Origin of the sequence: Streptomyces sp. NPDC050549, assembly GCF_040655035.1 — a bacterium.
In the GTDB taxonomy this organism is placed as follows: Bacteria; Actinomycetota; Actinomycetes; order Streptomycetales; family Streptomycetaceae; genus Streptomyces.
This window is the reverse complement of sequence record NZ_JBFAJD010000004.1, coordinates 135,079-148,567: the sequence shown is the minus strand read 5'-3', so window position 1 is coordinate 148,567 and position 13,489 is coordinate 135,079. Positions and strand designations below refer to the sequence as shown.

15 protein-coding genes and 3 tRNA genes are annotated in these 13,489 nt (G+C 70.2%); 13 read left to right on the top strand and 5 right to left on the bottom strand.

Features of this window, described 5'->3' with window-relative positions; translation table 11 throughout:
• The first annotated feature begins 162 nt into the window (after positions 1-162).
• From AB0I51_RS08615 to AB0I51_RS08605, 3 genes are all read left to right on the top strand, one after another.
• Positions 163-244 (top strand) — tRNA-Tyr (locus AB0I51_RS08615).
• A 209-nt stretch (positions 245-453) separates the two neighbouring features.
• Positions 454-1,266, top strand: coding sequence for a polysaccharide lyase family 7 protein (locus AB0I51_RS08610; protein ID WP_359608924.1), 813 nt, complete (start codon positions 454-456; stop codon positions 1,264-1,266).
• Positions 1,267-1,313: 47 nt separating this feature from the next.
• A complete protein-coding gene (locus tag AB0I51_RS08605; RefSeq protein WP_355905007.1) occupies positions 1,314-1,526 on the top strand; it encodes a hypothetical protein in 213 nt (70 codons plus the stop codon).
• A 29-nt stretch (positions 1,527-1,555) separates the two neighbouring features.
• On the opposite strand, the gene AB0I51_RS08600 is transcribed toward AB0I51_RS08605, so the two are convergent.
• Together AB0I51_RS08600 and AB0I51_RS08595 are read right to left on the bottom strand one after the other, a co-directional pair.
• Positions 1,556-2,212: an NAD(P)H-binding protein gene (locus AB0I51_RS08600; protein ID WP_362972732.1), complete on the bottom strand. Its 657-nt coding sequence runs from the start codon at positions 2,210-2,212 to the stop codon at positions 1,556-1,558.
• Between the two features lie 210 nt (positions 2,213-2,422).
• Positions 2,423-3,700: an amidohydrolase family protein gene (locus AB0I51_RS08595; RefSeq protein ID WP_362972730.1), complete on the bottom strand. Its 1,278-nt coding sequence runs from the start codon at positions 3,698-3,700 to the stop codon at positions 2,423-2,425.
• Positions 3,701-3,967: 267 nt separating this feature from the next.
• On the opposite strand from AB0I51_RS08595, the gene AB0I51_RS08590 reads away from it, so the two are divergent.
• The 8 genes from AB0I51_RS08590 (at position 3,968) to AB0I51_RS08555 (ending at position 8,956) form a co-directional block, all read left to right on the top strand.
• Positions 3,968-4,040: transfer RNA gene (locus tag AB0I51_RS08590), tRNA-Thr, on the top strand.
• Between the two features lie 46 nt (positions 4,041-4,086).
• Positions 4,087-4,159 (top strand) — tRNA-Met (locus AB0I51_RS08585).
• Between the two features lie 88 nt (positions 4,160-4,247).
• Entirely contained in the window at positions 4,248-4,412 is a 165-nt protein-coding gene (gene rpmG, locus AB0I51_RS08580) for a 50S ribosomal protein L33 (protein WP_003948671.1), read from the top strand.
• Positions 4,413-4,502: 90 nt separating this feature from the next.
• Complete coding sequence (locus AB0I51_RS08575; protein WP_362972728.1) at positions 4,503-4,955, top strand: MaoC family dehydratase N-terminal domain-containing protein; 453 nt, start codon at positions 4,503-4,505, stop codon at positions 4,953-4,955.
• Between the two features lies 1 nt (position 4,956).
• The gene (locus tag AB0I51_RS08570) at positions 4,957-5,385 is read left to right on the top strand and encodes a MaoC family dehydratase (RefSeq protein WP_362972726.1); all 429 of its coding nucleotides are present in this window, start codon (positions 4,957-4,959) and stop codon (positions 5,383-5,385) included.
• Positions 5,386-5,587: 202 nt separating this feature from the next.
• Positions 5,588-6,160 carry a helix-turn-helix domain-containing protein gene (locus tag AB0I51_RS08565; RefSeq protein ID WP_362972724.1) on the top strand — a complete coding sequence of 191 codons (573 nt, stop codon included), beginning with the start codon at positions 5,588-5,590 and terminating at the stop codon, positions 6,158-6,160.
• A gap of 94 nt (positions 6,161-6,254) precedes the next feature.
• Positions 6,255-7,736, top strand: coding sequence for a DHA2 family efflux MFS transporter permease subunit (locus tag AB0I51_RS08560; protein WP_362972722.1), 1,482 nt, complete (start codon positions 6,255-6,257; stop codon positions 7,734-7,736).
• A 134-nt stretch (positions 7,737-7,870) separates the two neighbouring features.
• Positions 7,871-8,956, top strand: coding sequence for a UDP-N-acetylmuramate dehydrogenase (locus AB0I51_RS08555; RefSeq protein ID WP_362972720.1), 1,086 nt, complete (start codon positions 7,871-7,873; stop codon positions 8,954-8,956).
• A 19-nt stretch (positions 8,957-8,975) separates the two neighbouring features.
• On the opposite strand, the gene AB0I51_RS08550 is transcribed toward AB0I51_RS08555, so the two are convergent.
• Entirely contained in the window at positions 8,976-9,608 is a 633-nt protein-coding gene (locus tag AB0I51_RS08550) for an NAD(P)H-binding protein (RefSeq protein WP_362972718.1), read from the bottom strand.
• 104 nt (positions 9,609-9,712) lie between these two features.
• Between AB0I51_RS08550 and AB0I51_RS08545 the strand changes: the two genes are divergently transcribed.
• Entirely contained in the window at positions 9,713-10,333 is a 621-nt protein-coding gene (locus AB0I51_RS08545; RefSeq protein WP_362972716.1) for a TetR/AcrR family transcriptional regulator, read from the top strand.
• Between the two features lie 24 nt (positions 10,334-10,357).
• Complete coding sequence (locus AB0I51_RS08540; RefSeq protein WP_362972714.1) at positions 10,358-11,023, top strand: hypothetical protein; 666 nt, start codon at positions 10,358-10,360, stop codon at positions 11,021-11,023.
• Here AB0I51_RS08540 and AB0I51_RS08535 read toward each other — a convergent pair.
• Both AB0I51_RS08535 and AB0I51_RS08530 read right to left on the bottom strand, forming a co-directional pair.
• Positions 11,004-12,044, bottom strand: coding sequence for an adenosine deaminase (locus AB0I51_RS08535; protein WP_362972712.1), 1,041 nt, complete (start codon positions 12,042-12,044; stop codon positions 11,004-11,006). The two genes, AB0I51_RS08540 and AB0I51_RS08535, sit on opposite strands and share 20 nt — an antisense overlap.
• Positions 12,045-12,186: 142 nt before the next feature.
• Positions 12,187-13,413 (bottom strand): pyridoxal phosphate-dependent aminotransferase, encoded by a 1,227-nt coding sequence (locus AB0I51_RS08530; protein ID WP_362972710.1) that lies wholly within the window; start codon positions 13,411-13,413, stop codon positions 12,187-12,189.
• Positions 13,414-13,489: the final 76 nt, after the last annotated feature.

The window sequence follows — 13,489 nt, the reverse complement described above, 5'->3', positions numbered from 1 at the left end:
CCGAGCCCGGTGTTGGCCCCGGGCCGCATCCGTATAAGCCTAGCCACCCCCTCTCCTCCGGGTGCCGATCTATCGGGTGGCGAAGCACCCCTGGGCATCGGGTATCGTTTACGTCGTTGCCACGGAGCACCGCTGAGAAGCGGTTCGAGGGGCAGCATCCCCGGCGGTGTGCCCGAGTGGCCAAAGGGAGCAGACTGTAAATCTGCCGGCTCAGCCTACCCAGGTTCGAACCCTGGCGCCGCCACATGATCGAAAGGGCCTGTGCACAGCAGCAATGCTGAGCACAGGCCCTTTCGTGGTTCCCGGAGCCTTCTGCCGCTCCGTCATCAGTCTTGACGTGTCCGTGCCACAGCCCTACTGTCGCGGCAGCGCGTTCATGTTGAAACACAAAGTTCATATACATGAACACGCGTCGCCGGCCGAGTCCATCGAGCAGACAGGAAGGCACCCCCCATGCGCATGCGTACGCTGCTCACCTCCCTGGCCACCGTCACCGCCGTGACCGGTGGGCTGGCCCTCACGGCTCCAGCCGCTTCGGGCAGTACCAACGTCACCGGCGCCGTCGCCGCACCCCTCGCCGATCCGACCGTCGCGCCCGGGGGGAACTTCGACCTGGGCGTGTGGCAACTCCAGGAGCCGGTGGGTTCCCCCGGCTCGCCCACGACGATCTCGTCGGCCCGGCTGCAAGGAGCCAACGGGTTCCAGGACTCGTACTTCTACACGGACACCCGTGACGGCGCGATGACCTTCTGGGCGCCGGAGAAGGGCGTCACCACGCCCAACTCCAACTACGCCCGCTCCGAACTGCGGGAGATGAACCGCAGCGGCAGCGCCGCCAACTGGTCGCTCAGCGGCACACACACGATGAAGGCGACGCTACGGGTCGTCTCCGTCACCTCGAACGTCTGCGTCGGCCAGATCCACCTCGGCACGGGCGGCACGTCCACCAAGCCGCTGCTTGAGCTGTACTACCGGTCGAGCGGAGACATCGTCCTCGGCACGGAGAACTCGCCCGACGGCGGACAGACGCTGCACACCGTCGGCAACGTGGCGGTCGGCAAGACATGGAGCTACACGATCGGCGTCTCGGGCGGGAACACCATCAATCTGACGGTCAACGGGAGCACCACGCACTACGCCATTCCGTCGTCCTTCAACGCCTACAAGCAGTACTTCAAGGCCGGTTCGTACAACCAGTCGTCCTCCGACAGCACCACCAAGGGTGCCCGGGTCGCCTTCTACGGACTCACCGTCTCCCACAGCTGAGCGAGCCTCTGCGGCCGACGCGGCCTGCGGCGGGGCAGACTGATTCCATGTCGTCACGCCGCAGGAGTTGCCCCGAGTGCCGTCGCGAGATCGCCGTCGTCGCCGGACGGTTCGCGCGTCACGACCCGCCCGGCGCACGCGAGAGCGGCGAGCTCGTGTCGTGCCCCGGCTCGCGCCGACAGGCGGAACTCGGGGCGGCCCAGCCCGCGTTGGACGGATACGTCGTACCCGAGTTCCCCGGCCAGATGCCGCTGTTCTAGACAGCGCGGCAACTGGCCGACGGACAATCTCAGTTCCCCGCCACCGACTTCACCGCCACCGACACAGGCGCGGACCCACCGATCAGCTCCAGCGTCAGGCCGGCCGTCGCCGGGGTCTCCACCAACTCCGCGAGTACGGCGGCCACATCGTCTCGCGGGATCGAACCCAGCCCGGTGTGGGCCTCCAGGCGGACCAGGCCTGTGCCGGCGTCGTTCGTGAGCGAACCGGGGCGCAGGATCGTCCAGTCCAGGGCGTCCAGGCCGCGTACGTAGGCGTCGGCCTCGCCCTTGGCCCGCAGGTACACGTCGAACACGCCGTCCCCGGAGTGCGTGGGATCCGCGCCCATGGAGGACACGACGACATGACGCCGTACGCCCGCCAGGACTGCCGCATCGGCGAACAGCACCGCCGAGCCCCGGTCCACCGTGTCCTTCCGGGCTGTACCGCTGCCCGGGCCCGCGCCCGCCGCGAAGACCGCCGCGTCCGCACCCCGCAGCAGCGCCGCGACCTCCTCGACCGAGGCCGACTCCAGGTCGAGCACGAGCGGTTCGGCGTCGGCCGCCCGTAGATCGTCGCTCTGTCCGGCGTTGCGGATGATGCCCGCGACCTCTTCACCGCGCGCGGCGAGCAGGCGCTCCAGCCGCAGCGCGATCTGACCATGACCTCCAGCGATGACAATGCGCATGCCTTCGACCGTACGCCCGGACGACCGCACGCGCCGCATGACTTCAGCCGCGTCCCAGCAGCACACACCCGCGACGCATGCGCCGGGCGCGCGAGCTCGGATGAACACAGGCCACTGCGCCCCGGGCGTACGCCCCGACGCGGCGGTGGTTCACGGCAGGCGGCTCACAGACCGCGCCCTCACCTTCGCGACGATCGGACGACAAGCAGCTCACGACACCTCGCCCCGCCCCTGCCGCGGCAGCCCCAACTCCGCGCCCGCCGCCGTGTTGCAGTACTCCCGCACCGCGCTCGTCCGTGCCACCACGCGCCCCCGGTGCACCACGATCCGGCTGTACGCCAGCGAGAGCGCGCCCGAGAGGCGGTCGCCGCGCACCGCGAGCAGTTCGGCCGGAAATCCTGCCTCGACCCGCACCTCGGGCAGACCGAGCGCCGCCCGCGCCGACGAACTCACCGTGTCGTACGAGTCCTCGGGCCGCATCCCGTGCCGCGAGGCCAGCAGGTAGGCAGCCTCCAGGGGGTCCCCGCGGCCCACGGGGTTGGACACGTCACGCAGGGCTCCGCTGCCCGCGGCCACCTGGACGCCAGCCGTGCGCAGCAGTCGTACGGGAGCGGTGCCCCGCCGGTCGACGCCGCCGCAGCCGCCCTGCGGCAGGCACACCACCGTCACGCCGGCCGCCGCCAGTTGGTCCGCGATCCGGGTGACCGTGTCCGCGGGCAGCCGCCCCAGGCCGCCGCACGGCCCGAGTGTGACCCCGGGGCGCATCCCGCCCGCGACCGCCGCCAGCCGGGCGAGGCGGGTCGGGTCGGCGGCGTCCGTGTGCAGGTCGACGGGGCAGCCGTGCTCGGACGCGACCTCGAGGACCGCCTCCACGTACCCCGTCGGATCGGGGTCCAGATCTGGACAACCGCCCACTACGGAGGCACCCATTTTCAGCGCGTCCCGCAGCATCGCGAGCCCGTCCGCCCCCGCCACCCCGGTCAGCAGCCGGGGCATCGCCACCGCCGTCAGCTCCGCCAGCCCGCGCAGCGCCCGCCGCGCCTGGAGTACGGCGGCCAGCGCGCCCAGCCCCTGGACGTCCCCCACGCGCACGTGTGCCCGCTGTGCCGTCGCCCCGTGCCCGAGTTGCAGCAGCGCGGCCTCCGTGGCACGGCGCTGGACGTCCTGGGGGTCGTGGGAGACCGGTCCGCCGTTCTCGGCCGACAGCGCGGTGTCGCTGTGCGCGTGCGGCTCGGCCGGGGCCGGGAGGAGGAGATAGCCGCTGAGGTCCACGCGCGCGCCGCACGCGCGCGTGGCCTCCGTCGCCAGACTGCCCGCCGTGCCGACCGCCTCGATGCGCCCGCCGCCCAGCCGTACGTCCACGGTCCTGCCGTCGGTCAACCGGGCCCCGCACAACAGGAGCGCGGCCGGGTCGGCCGGTCCCGACGAGCCGGAGGAACCCGACGAACCCGACGACGAATGGGACGGCTGGGGCTGGCTGTCGGGCATCGCGCTCCAGGGGCTCAGGGCTTCGCGGGCTCGGCTTCGGGGCTCACGGCGGGGGGCTGCGCAAAGGGGCGCAAGATCACGCAGAGTGAGTCGAGCCTAGGGCGGTGATCCGCTCGTGGCGCGGAGGAGCGCAATAGTCGTACCGGTGTGGTCCGCCGTGCGGGAGGGGCCCGAGAGGCCTTCGGGAGGGCCGTGGAAGGGGCTGGAGCGGTGCCACGAAACGGATTTGGGTGAACGGCGGCGGAGCGTGTAATGTCTTCATCGCTCGCCCCAATAGCTCAGTCGGTAGAGCGTCTCCATGGTAAGGAGAAGGTCTACGGTTCGATTCCGTATTGGGGCTCTGGTGTGAGAGGTTCCTACCGCAAGGTGGGAACCAATCCCATCACAGCGGTGTAGCTCAGTCGGTAGAGCAAGCGGCTCATAATCGCTGTGTCACCGGTTCAAGTCCGGTCACCGCTACTGACAGTAGCCGATTGTGGGGTCGGTCCTTCGATCGGCTACTCTGTTATGCGTTCATAGTCCCATCCGTTCGTCAAGGAGCACTCCTGTGGCTGCCACCGACGTCCGCCCGAAGATCACGCTGGCCTGCGTGGAGTGCAAGGAGCGGAACTACATCACCAAGAAGAACCGGCGTAACAACCCGGACCGACTGGAGATGAAGAAGCACTGCCCGCGTTGCAATGCGCACACCGCGCACCGCGAAACGCGATAAATACAGGCTCGTACACGAGGCCGTCCCCGCACGTTGGGGGCGGCCTCGTGTCGTTATCAGCAGAGCAGACACATCAGGAGGTGCCGAGTCATGGCGCTCGACCAGTCCTTCGTGGGGCGGACCTACCCGCCCACCGACCCCTACGAGGTGGGCCGGGAGAAGATCCGTGAGTTCGCGGAGGCGGTGGGGGACGCCAACCCGGCATACACGGACCCGGAGGCCGCCAAGGCGCTCGGCCACTCCGATGTGATCGCCCCGCCCACCTTCGTCTTCTCCATCACCTTCAAGGCCGCCGGACAGGTCGTCGAGGACCCGCAACTCGGCCTGGACTACAGCCGCGTGGTGCATGGCGACCAGAAGTTCGTCTACGTCCGCCCCGTGCGCGCCGGCGACCGCCTCACGATCACCTCCACGATCGAGGCGATCAAGTCGATGGCGGGCAACGACATCCTGGACATCCGCGGCGAGGTCCACGACGAGGCGGGCGAACACGTGGTGACCGCCTGGACCAAGCTGGTGGCCCGCGCGGCGGAGGAGAGCTGACATGGCGGCGAAGATCGCGTACGACGACATCGAGGTCGGCACCGAGCTGCCGGCGCAGACCTTCCCCGTGACGCGCGCCGCTCTCGTCCAGTACGCGGGTGCCTCCGGGGACTTCAACCCGATCCACTGGAACGAGAAGTTCGCCAAGGAAGTCGGACTCCCGGACGTCATCGCGCACGGCATGTTCACCATGGCCGAGGCGATCCGCGTGGTCACCGACTGGGCCGGCGACCCGGGCGCGGTCGTCGAGTACGGCGTCCGCTTCACCAAGCCCGTCGTCGTGCCGAACGACGACCAGGGCGCGACCGTCGAGGTCAGCGCCAAGGTCGCGGCCAAGCTCGACGACAACACGGTTCGCGTGGACCTCGTGGCGACCAGCGCCGGCCAGAAGGTGCTGGGGATGTCACGGGCCGTCGTACGACTGGCGTGAGCCGAGGTAAGGGGCGCCCGCAACGGCGGGCGCCCCTTACACGTAGGTCGGCCCGGGCCGATTCGGTGACTGGCGGTGACGCCGCAGGGCTTCGAGACCTGTCGGCGTGTGTGTCGCGCCACACGGGGACGCCACCAGTCAGGGAAAGTCCGCCGGAAACTGCCCCTTGACTTGGTTAGTGATTGAGTACTAACTTTCTCGCATGGTCAGGATGAGCGCAGAGGAGAGGCGCGAAAGCGTCGTTCGCGCGGCGATCGCCGAGTTCGCGCAGCGGGGGTACTACGGCACCTCCACGGAGGCGATCGCCAAGCGGGTCGGTGTCTCGCAGCCGTATCTCTTCCGGCTCTTCCCGGGCAAGAAGGCGATGTTCGCGGCGGCCTCGCTCAGGTGCGTCGAGGACGTGTGCCAGGTCATGGAGGAGTCGTCCAAGGGGCTGGAGGGCGATGAGGCCCTGCATGCCATGGCCAACGGCTATGTGCAGCTCATCACGGAGTACCCCGAGAAGCTCCAGATGCAGATGCAGACGTACATCACGGTGGCCGCCGCCGAGGCGGAGGGTGACCACGAGTTCGGCGAGGCCGTACGGAAGGGCTGGATGAAGCTCTGGGACGTCGTGCATCTGCCCCTGGGGGCGGATGTGGACCAGACCACGACCTTCCTGGCATACGGAATGCTGATCAACACCCTTGCGGCCATGGGTTTTCCGCCGGAGCACCGGGTCTGGGAGGGGCTGTATCCGGAGGCCCGTGTCACCGGTCGGCTGGAGAAGTCGTAGCGGCAGGCGAGAGGCGGATTCTGCGCCTCTTCATGAGCGTCAAAGGTAGTCATCAATAACTAATCATCGGTAGCGATCGCCCTTTGGGGGAGCGATGTCAGAACAGACCGCACGTCGCGGGGGAATGGTCTGGGCCCTCGTCATCACCAGCGTCGCCGGATTCATGGCGGCCCTCGACAACCTCGTCGTCACCACCGCCCTGCCCTCCATCCGCAAGGACCTCGGGGGCGCGCTGGGCGACCTGGAATGGACCGTGAGCGCCTACACGCTCACCTTCGCCGTCCTGCTGATGTTCGGCGCGGCCCTCGGCGACCGGTTCGGCCGGCGGCGGCTCTTCCTCGTCGGCATCACCATATTCACCGGCGCCTCCGCCGCCGCGGCCATGGCGACCGGCATCGACTCCCTGATCGCGGCCCGCGCGGTCCAGGGCGTCGGTGCGGCGATCATGATGCCGCTGACACTGACCCTCCTCACCGCGGCCGTACCCGCCGCCAAACGCGGTATGGCCTACGGCATCTGGGGCGCCGTCAACGGACTCGCCGTCGCCTCCGGACCGCTGATCGGCGGCAGCCTCACCGAACACGTCTCATGGCACTGGATCTTCTGGCTGAACGTCCCGCTCGGCCTGGCCCTGATCCCGCTCGCCCGCGTGCGCCTCTCCGAGTCCCACGGCACCGGCGCCCCGCTCGACTTCCCCGGCACCCTGCTCGCCAGCGGCGGCCTCTTCGGGATCGTCTACGGTCTGGTCCGCGGCCCCGCCGACGGGTGGACCAGCTCCCTCGTCCTCACCGGGCTCTTCGCGGGCAGCGCGCTCTTCGTCGGCTTCATCATCTACAGCGTCAACGCCAAGAACCCCATGCTCCCGATGCGGCTGTTCCGCTCCCGCGCCTTCTCCGGGATCAACGCCGCGAGCCTGCTGATGTTCCTCGGGATGTTCGGGTCGATCTTCCTGCTCAGCCAGTACATGCAGGGCGTCCTCGGCTACTCGCCCACCGAGGCGGGCCTGCGGATGCTGCCCTGGACCGGTATGCCGATGCTGGTCGCGCCCGTCGCCGGCATCCTGTCCGACCGCGTCGGCGGCCGCCCGGTCGTCGCCGCCGGCCTCTTCCTCCAGGCCGCAGGGCTCGGCTACATGGCGTACATCGTCACCACCGACGTCTCCTACGCCGCCCAGCTGCCCGGTCTGATCCTCAGCGGGATCGGCATGGCCCTGTTCTTCGCGCCGGCCGCCAACCTGGTCATGTCCAGCGTCCGCCCGGCGGAACAGGGCATAGCCTCCGGCGCCAACAACGCGCTCCGCGAGGTGGGCGGCGCCCTCGGTGTCGCGATCATGGCGTCGATCTTCTCGGCGCAGGGCGGCTACGAGACCGGGCAGAGCTTCGTCGACGGACTGAAGCCCGCGCTGGTCACCGGCTCGGGAGTGGTCGCCCTCGCCGGGATCGCGACCCTGCTGATCCCGACGAGGCGCCGCGCGGCGGAGCTCGCGAAGGTGGCCACGTCGGCCGAGTCGGCGGGGCACGCGGAGTCGCCCGAAGGCTCCGGGTCCGAGTCGGTCATGGAGTCGGCCGGCCGCTGAGAACGAACAACCGGCACGACCGTGAACCAGCGACCGGCACGACCGTGAACCAACAACCGGCACGCGCGCGCGGGGCCCCACCAAAACCGGTGGGGCCCCACGCGCGCGTGCGCCCCACCCCACCGCGCCCGGCGTTGTCGGTCCCGTCTCGTAGTCTTGGCCCCGTGCAGGAACTCCACGACGCTCCCCTCGCCCCGCTGACCACCTTCCGGCTGGGCGGTCTCGCGACCCGTCTGATCACCGCCGGCACCGACGCCGAGGTGATCGACGCCGTCCGCGAGGCCGACGACACCGGGACGCCGTTGCTGGTCATCGGGGGCGGGTCCAACCTCGTCATCGGGGACAAGGGGTTCGAGGGCACCGCCCTGCGTATCGCCACGCGCGGTTTCGTGCTCGACGGCACACACCTGGAGCTGGCGGCAGGAGAGGTGTGGACCGATGCCGTCGCCCGCACCGTGGAGGCCGGGCTCGCCGGTATCGAGTGCCTCGCCGGGATCCCCGGATCGGCGGGCGCGACCCCGATCCAGAACGTGGGGGCGTACGGCCAGGAGGTCTCCGCCACCATCACCGAGGTCGTCGCCTACGACCGCACCACCCGCACGACGGTCACCCTCACCAACGAGGAGTGCGCCTTCTCCTACCGCCACAGCCGCTTCAAGGCCGAGCCCGAGCGCTACGTGGTTCTGCGCGTCCGCTTCCGACTGGAGGACGCGGAGGGGTTGTCGGCACCGGTCAAGTACGCCGAGACAGCCCGTGTCCTCGGCGTCGAGCCCGGCGACCGGGTGCCGCTCGCGCGGGCCCGCGAGACCGTCCTCGCGCTGCGCGCAGGCAAGGGCATGGTCCTGGACCCCGAGGACCACGACACCTGGTCGGCCGGTTCCTTCTTCACCAACCCGATCCTCACCGAGGAGCAGTTCACCGCGTTCCACGCGCGCGTGCGGGAGCATCTCGGGGAGGATGCGGAGCCGCCCGCCTATCCGGCGGGGGAGGGGCACACCAAGACCTCCGCCGCCTGGCTGATCGACAAGGCGGGCTTCACCAAGGGGTACGGCAGCGGGCCCGCCCGTATCTCCACCAAGCACACCCTCGCCCTCACCAACCGCGGCGAGGCGACCACCGCCGACCTGCTCGCCCTGGCCCGCGAGGTCGTCGCCGGCGTCCACGACACCTTCGGGATCACCCTTGTCAACGAGCCGGTGACGGTCGGCGTCAGCCTCTGACAGCGCCCTCCGGAGTGGCTCAATAGGCCACCCCGACCCCCTGCTTCACCGTCTCCGGATCGTCGGTCATCGCCAGCATCGCGTGGGCCACGTCCGCGCGGGAGATGAACCGGCCCTTGTCCGGGAAGCCGCCCACGACCGTGCGGTACGTGCCGGTCACCGGCTTGTTCTGCAGGCGTGGCGGGCGGACCGAGGTCCAGGCGGTCGCACTGCGGGCCAACTCCGCCTCCATCTCCCGCAGGTCGGCGTACACGTCCTTCAGGAGCGCCGAGATCAGCCCGCGCGCGGTGCGGTCGAGAAGGCCCGCGCCCTCCGGCTCGGGGCCGACCGGACCGGCGCTCACCACCAGCACCCGGCGCACCTCCTCCGCCTCCATGGCCGCCAGAACCGTACGAGTGAGCCGGGTCGTGACTCCGGCGTCCTTGCGGCTGCGGGCGCCGAGCCCGGAGAGGACCGCGTCCCGGCCTGCGACCGCGGGACGCAGCGCCTCCGGGACGGTGAGGTCCGCGCGGAACACCTCCAGGCCCGCTCCCCGGACGGTCAGCCGCGCGGGGTCCCGGACGACCGCCGTCACCTGGTGGCCCGAGGCCAGTGCCTGGCGGACGATCTCCTGGCCGATGCCTCCCGTGGCACCGAAAACGGTGAGCTTCATGGCCTGCTCCTCAGCCTCACGGGGTGGGTGAGCGTTCACTCACGCCTGCTTCCCTTTAGAGTGAGTAAGCACTCACCCATCCGTCAAGCCCGAACGGACCGGTCATGGAATCCTCGAAGCCCACCCGGGTCCGCATCCTCGACGCCGCCCACGAGCTGATGCTCACCGTCGGGCTGGCCCGGGCGACCACCAAGGAGATCGCGAAGGCCGCCTGCTGCTCCGAAGCCGCGCTCTACAAGTACTTCGCGAGCAAGGAGGAGCTGTTCATCAGGGTCCTCGCGGAACGGCTGCCCCAGTTGACCCCGCTGCTGCACAGCCTCGCCGCCGAGCCCGGACAGCACTCACTGGAGGACAACCTCACCGAGATCGCCCGCCAGGCGGCCCTCTTCTACGAGCAGAGCTTCCCGATCGCGGCCTCCCTGTACGCCGAGACCCAGCTCAAGCGGCGCCACGACGAGGCGCTGCGACAACTCGGCTCCGGCCCCCACAAGCCGATCGAGGGCCTCGACGCCTACCTCCGCGCCGAACAGACCGCCGGCCGCGTCCGCCGTGATGTGGACACCTTCGCCGCCGCGTCCCTCCTCCTCGGCGCCTGCGCACAGCGCGTGTTCGCCTACGAGGCGACGCAGACCGGAGTACGCCCGCCCGTGGACGAGTTCGCGCCACGCCTCGCCAGGACGCTGCTGGGCGGAATCTCCGTTGCCGAGGACCCCTCCGGGCCGTGATCCTTGCCGTATGAGGCACCCCGAATGGAGCTGAGACTCCGCCAGTTCAGGCCCAGGACCGGCCCGCACGAACACCGTGTCGTCCAGCCCGGGCAACCCCTGCGCCACACCTCACTGCGCGACCCGGCGTCGTACGGAATGCTCATGGGTGACCACGACGGGCTGAGCCGGCTGGCCGGGCTGTTCTCGTTCGCCGCGTACTCCCGGCACACCATCGTGCACATTCCGCTGCGCGAGAGCGTGCCGCCCGACGAGGGGTGCGGGGAGCTCGTCGATCTGGTGCTGGCCCGCCCGGAGACCGGGCTGCGGCCCTCCAAATGGCCTGAACTGCGGCGGGCGTTGGGGCGTGGCACACCGCTCACCGTCCGCACGGACGAGGCCCGTACCGAGCGGCACGCGCGCGCGTGGCTGGAGCGGCCGTACGACCGCGGGCTGTTGCGGCACACCACGCACGCGCGCACGTACTTCCTCATCGGCGGCCGTGATGTTCTCGCCGGCGCGGCGACGGCGTTCGCCTACGCCGCCGGCTGGGGGCCTCGGGAGAAAAGGGTCGTCAAGGGGCAGGCGGCGTGCGTGACCTGGCTGCACCACGAACTGGTGGCCCCGAAGGACGGCCTGCGCCACCCCGCGCTCGCGATCTGGTTCAAGCCGTATCCGCCCTACGCCCACTTCAGGCGACCGGGGCGCTGAGCCAGTCGTCGATGCCGGACAGGAGCTTCGTCTTCATGTCCTCCGGGGCCGCCGAACCCCGTACCGACTGCCGGGCCAGTTCGGCCAGTTCGCGGTCCGAGAAGGCGTGGTGGCTGCGGGCGATCTCGTACTGGGCCGCCAGCCGGGAGCCGAACAGGAGCGGGTCGTCGGCACCGAGCGCCAGGGGGACGCCGGCCTCGAAGAGGGTCCGCAGGGGCACGTCCTCGTGCTTCTCGTAGACGCCCAGCGCCACGTTCGACGCCGGGCACACCTCGCAGGTGATGCCCCGGTCGGCGAGGCGCTTCAGCAGCCGCGGGTCCTCCGCCGCGCGCACGCCGTGGCCGATCCGGGTCGCGTGCAGGTCGTCCAGGCAGTCCCGCACCGAGGCCGGGCCCGCCAGTTCGCCGCCGTGCGGGGCCGACAGCAGGCCGCCCTCCTGGGCGATCGCGAAGGCCCGGTCGAAGTCCCGTGCCATGCCCCGGCGTTCGTCGTTCGAGAGGCCGAACCCGACCACCCCGTGGTCCGCGTACCGCACCGCCAGCCGGGCCAGCGTGCGCGCGTCCAGCGGGTGCTTCATCCGGTTCGCGGCGACCAGTACCCGCATCCCGAGCCCGGTCTCGCGGGAGGTCGTCTCCACCGCGTCGAGGATGACCTCCAGCGCCGGGATCAGCCCGCCCAGGCGTGGCGCGTACGACGTCGGGTCCACCTGGATCTCCAGCCAGCCCGAGCCGTCCCTGACGTCCTCCTCGGCGGCCTCGCGGACCAGTCGCTGGATGTCCTCGGGTTCCCGCAGGCACGACCGCGCCGCGTCGTACAGCCGCTGGAAACGGAACCACCCGCGCTCGTCCGTCGCCCGCAGCTTCGGCGGCTCCCCGCTGGTCAGCGCCTCGGTCAGGGCGTCGGGCAGGCGCACCCCGTACTTGTCGGCCAGCTCCAGCACGGTGGCCGGCCGCATCGACCCGGTGAAGTGCAGGTGCAGATGGGCTTTCGGCAGTTCAGAGACATCACGTACACGCTCCATCCGGGAATCCTGCCGTACGTTCCCGCCGTCCCGGTACCGCTTTCCCCGATCGTGGTCTTGCTCGCACACAGCAGCGGGCCGCCTCCCCGGAGGGAAACGGCCCGCACGCACGCGTGGAGGTACGAAAACTCGGTCCGTGGCCTCAGTCAGTGGCCTCGGAGAGCAGCTTCTGGATGCGGCTGACGCCCTCGACGAGATCCTCGTCACCCAGGGCGTACGACAGCCGCAGATAGCCGGGGGTCCCGAAGGCCTCGCCCGGGACGACCGCGACCTCGGCCTCCTCCAGGATCAGCGCGGCCAGCTCGACCGAGTCCTGGGGGCGCCTGCCGCGGATGTCCTTGCCGAGCAGGGCCTTGACCGACGGGTAGGCGTAGAACGCGCCCTCGGGCTCCGGGCACAGCACGCCGTCGATCTCGTTCAACATCCGCACGATCGTCTTACGGCGGCGGTCGAAGGCCTCGCGCATCTCCGCCACGGCCGTCAGGTCACCGGAGACGGCGGCCAGTGCGGCGACCTGGGCCACGTTCGAGACGTTCGACGTGGCGTGCGACTGCAGGTTGGTCGCGGCCTTGACGACGTCCTTCGGGCCGATGATCCATCCCACCCGCCAGCCGGTCATCGCATACGTCTTGGCGACGCCGTTGACCACGATGCACTTGTCGCGCAGCTCCGGCAGGATCGCGGGCAGCGAGGTGAACTTCGCGTCTCCGTAGACGAGGTGCTCGTAGATCTCGTCCGTCATGACCCACAGGCCGTGCTCGACGGCCCAGCGGCCGATCGCCTCGGCCTCGGCCTCGCTGTAGACGGCGCCGGTCGGGTTGGACGGCGAGACGAAGAGGACCACCTTGGTGTTCTCGGTGCGGGCCGCCTCCAACTGCTCGACGGTGACGCGGTATCCGGTCGTCTCGTCGGCGACGACGTCCACCGGGACACCGCCGGCGAGACGGATCGACTCCGGGTACGTCGTCCAGTAGGGCGCCGGGACGATGACCTCGTCGCCCGGGTCGAGGATCGCGGCGAAGGCCTCGTAGATGGCCTGCTTGCCGCCGTTGGTGACCAGGATCTGCGAGGCGTCCACCTCGTAGCCCGAGTCGCGCAGCGTCTTCGCGGCGATCGCGGCCTTCAGCTCCGGCAGACCGCCGGCCGGGGTGTAGCGGTGGTACTTGGGGTTCGAGCAGGCCTCGATGGCGGCCTGGACGACGTAGTCCGGAGTCGGGAAATCCGGTTCACCCGCGCCGAAGCCGATCACCGGACGCCCGGCGGCCTTGAGGGCCTTGGCCTTGGCGTCCACGGCGAGGGTGGCGGACTCGGAGATCGCGCCGACTCGGGCGGAGACCCGGCGCTCGGTGGGAGGGGTTGAGGCGCTCATGAGCCCATCGTTTCAGACCCGAAACCCGCCCGGCACACCGGTTTCACAGACTGAACAGGATCGTGCGGGCATTGAA

What these genes read in the sequence shown, in the direction of transcription:
- AB0I51_RS08530 (WP_362972710.1), bottom strand. Translation starts at nt 13,413, where the DNA reads ATGAGCGCCTCAACCCCTCCCACCGAGCGCCGGGTCTCCGCCCGAGTC.
- AB0I51_RS08550 (WP_362972718.1), bottom strand. Translation starts at nt 9,608, where the DNA reads ATGAAGCTCACCGTTTTCGGTGCCACGGGAGGCATCGGCCAGGAGATC.
- AB0I51_RS08545 (WP_362972716.1), top strand. Translation starts at nt 9,713, where the DNA reads ATGGAATCCTCGAAGCCCACCCGGGTCCGCATCCTCGACGCCGCCCAC.
- AB0I51_RS08560 (WP_362972722.1), top strand. Translation starts at nt 6,255, where the DNA reads ATGTCAGAACAGACCGCACGTCGCGGGGGAATGGTCTGGGCCCTCGTC.
- AB0I51_RS08575 (WP_362972728.1), top strand. Translation starts at nt 4,503, where the DNA reads ATGGCGCTCGACCAGTCCTTCGTGGGGCGGACCTACCCGCCCACCGAC.
- AB0I51_RS08610 (WP_359608924.1), top strand. Translation starts at nt 454, where the DNA reads ATGCGCATGCGTACGCTGCTCACCTCCCTGGCCACCGTCACCGCCGTG.
- AB0I51_RS08570 (WP_362972726.1), top strand. Translation starts at nt 4,957, where the DNA reads ATGGCGGCGAAGATCGCGTACGACGACATCGAGGTCGGCACCGAGCTG.
- AB0I51_RS08605 (WP_355905007.1), top strand. Translation starts at nt 1,314, where the DNA reads ATGTCGTCACGCCGCAGGAGTTGCCCCGAGTGCCGTCGCGAGATCGCC.
- AB0I51_RS08595 (WP_362972730.1), bottom strand. Translation starts at nt 3,700, where the DNA reads ATGCCCGACAGCCAGCCCCAGCCGTCCCATTCGTCGTCGGGTTCGTCG.
- AB0I51_RS08540 (WP_362972714.1), top strand. Translation starts at nt 10,358, where the DNA reads ATGGAGCTGAGACTCCGCCAGTTCAGGCCCAGGACCGGCCCGCACGAA.
- AB0I51_RS08565 (WP_362972724.1), top strand. Translation starts at nt 5,588, where the DNA reads ATGGTCAGGATGAGCGCAGAGGAGAGGCGCGAAAGCGTCGTTCGCGCG.
- AB0I51_RS08600 (WP_362972732.1), bottom strand. Translation starts at nt 2,212, where the DNA reads ATGCGCATTGTCATCGCTGGAGGTCATGGTCAGATCGCGCTGCGGCTG.
- AB0I51_RS08535 (WP_362972712.1), bottom strand. Translation starts at nt 12,044, where the DNA reads ATGGAGCGTGTACGTGATGTCTCTGAACTGCCGAAAGCCCATCTGCAC.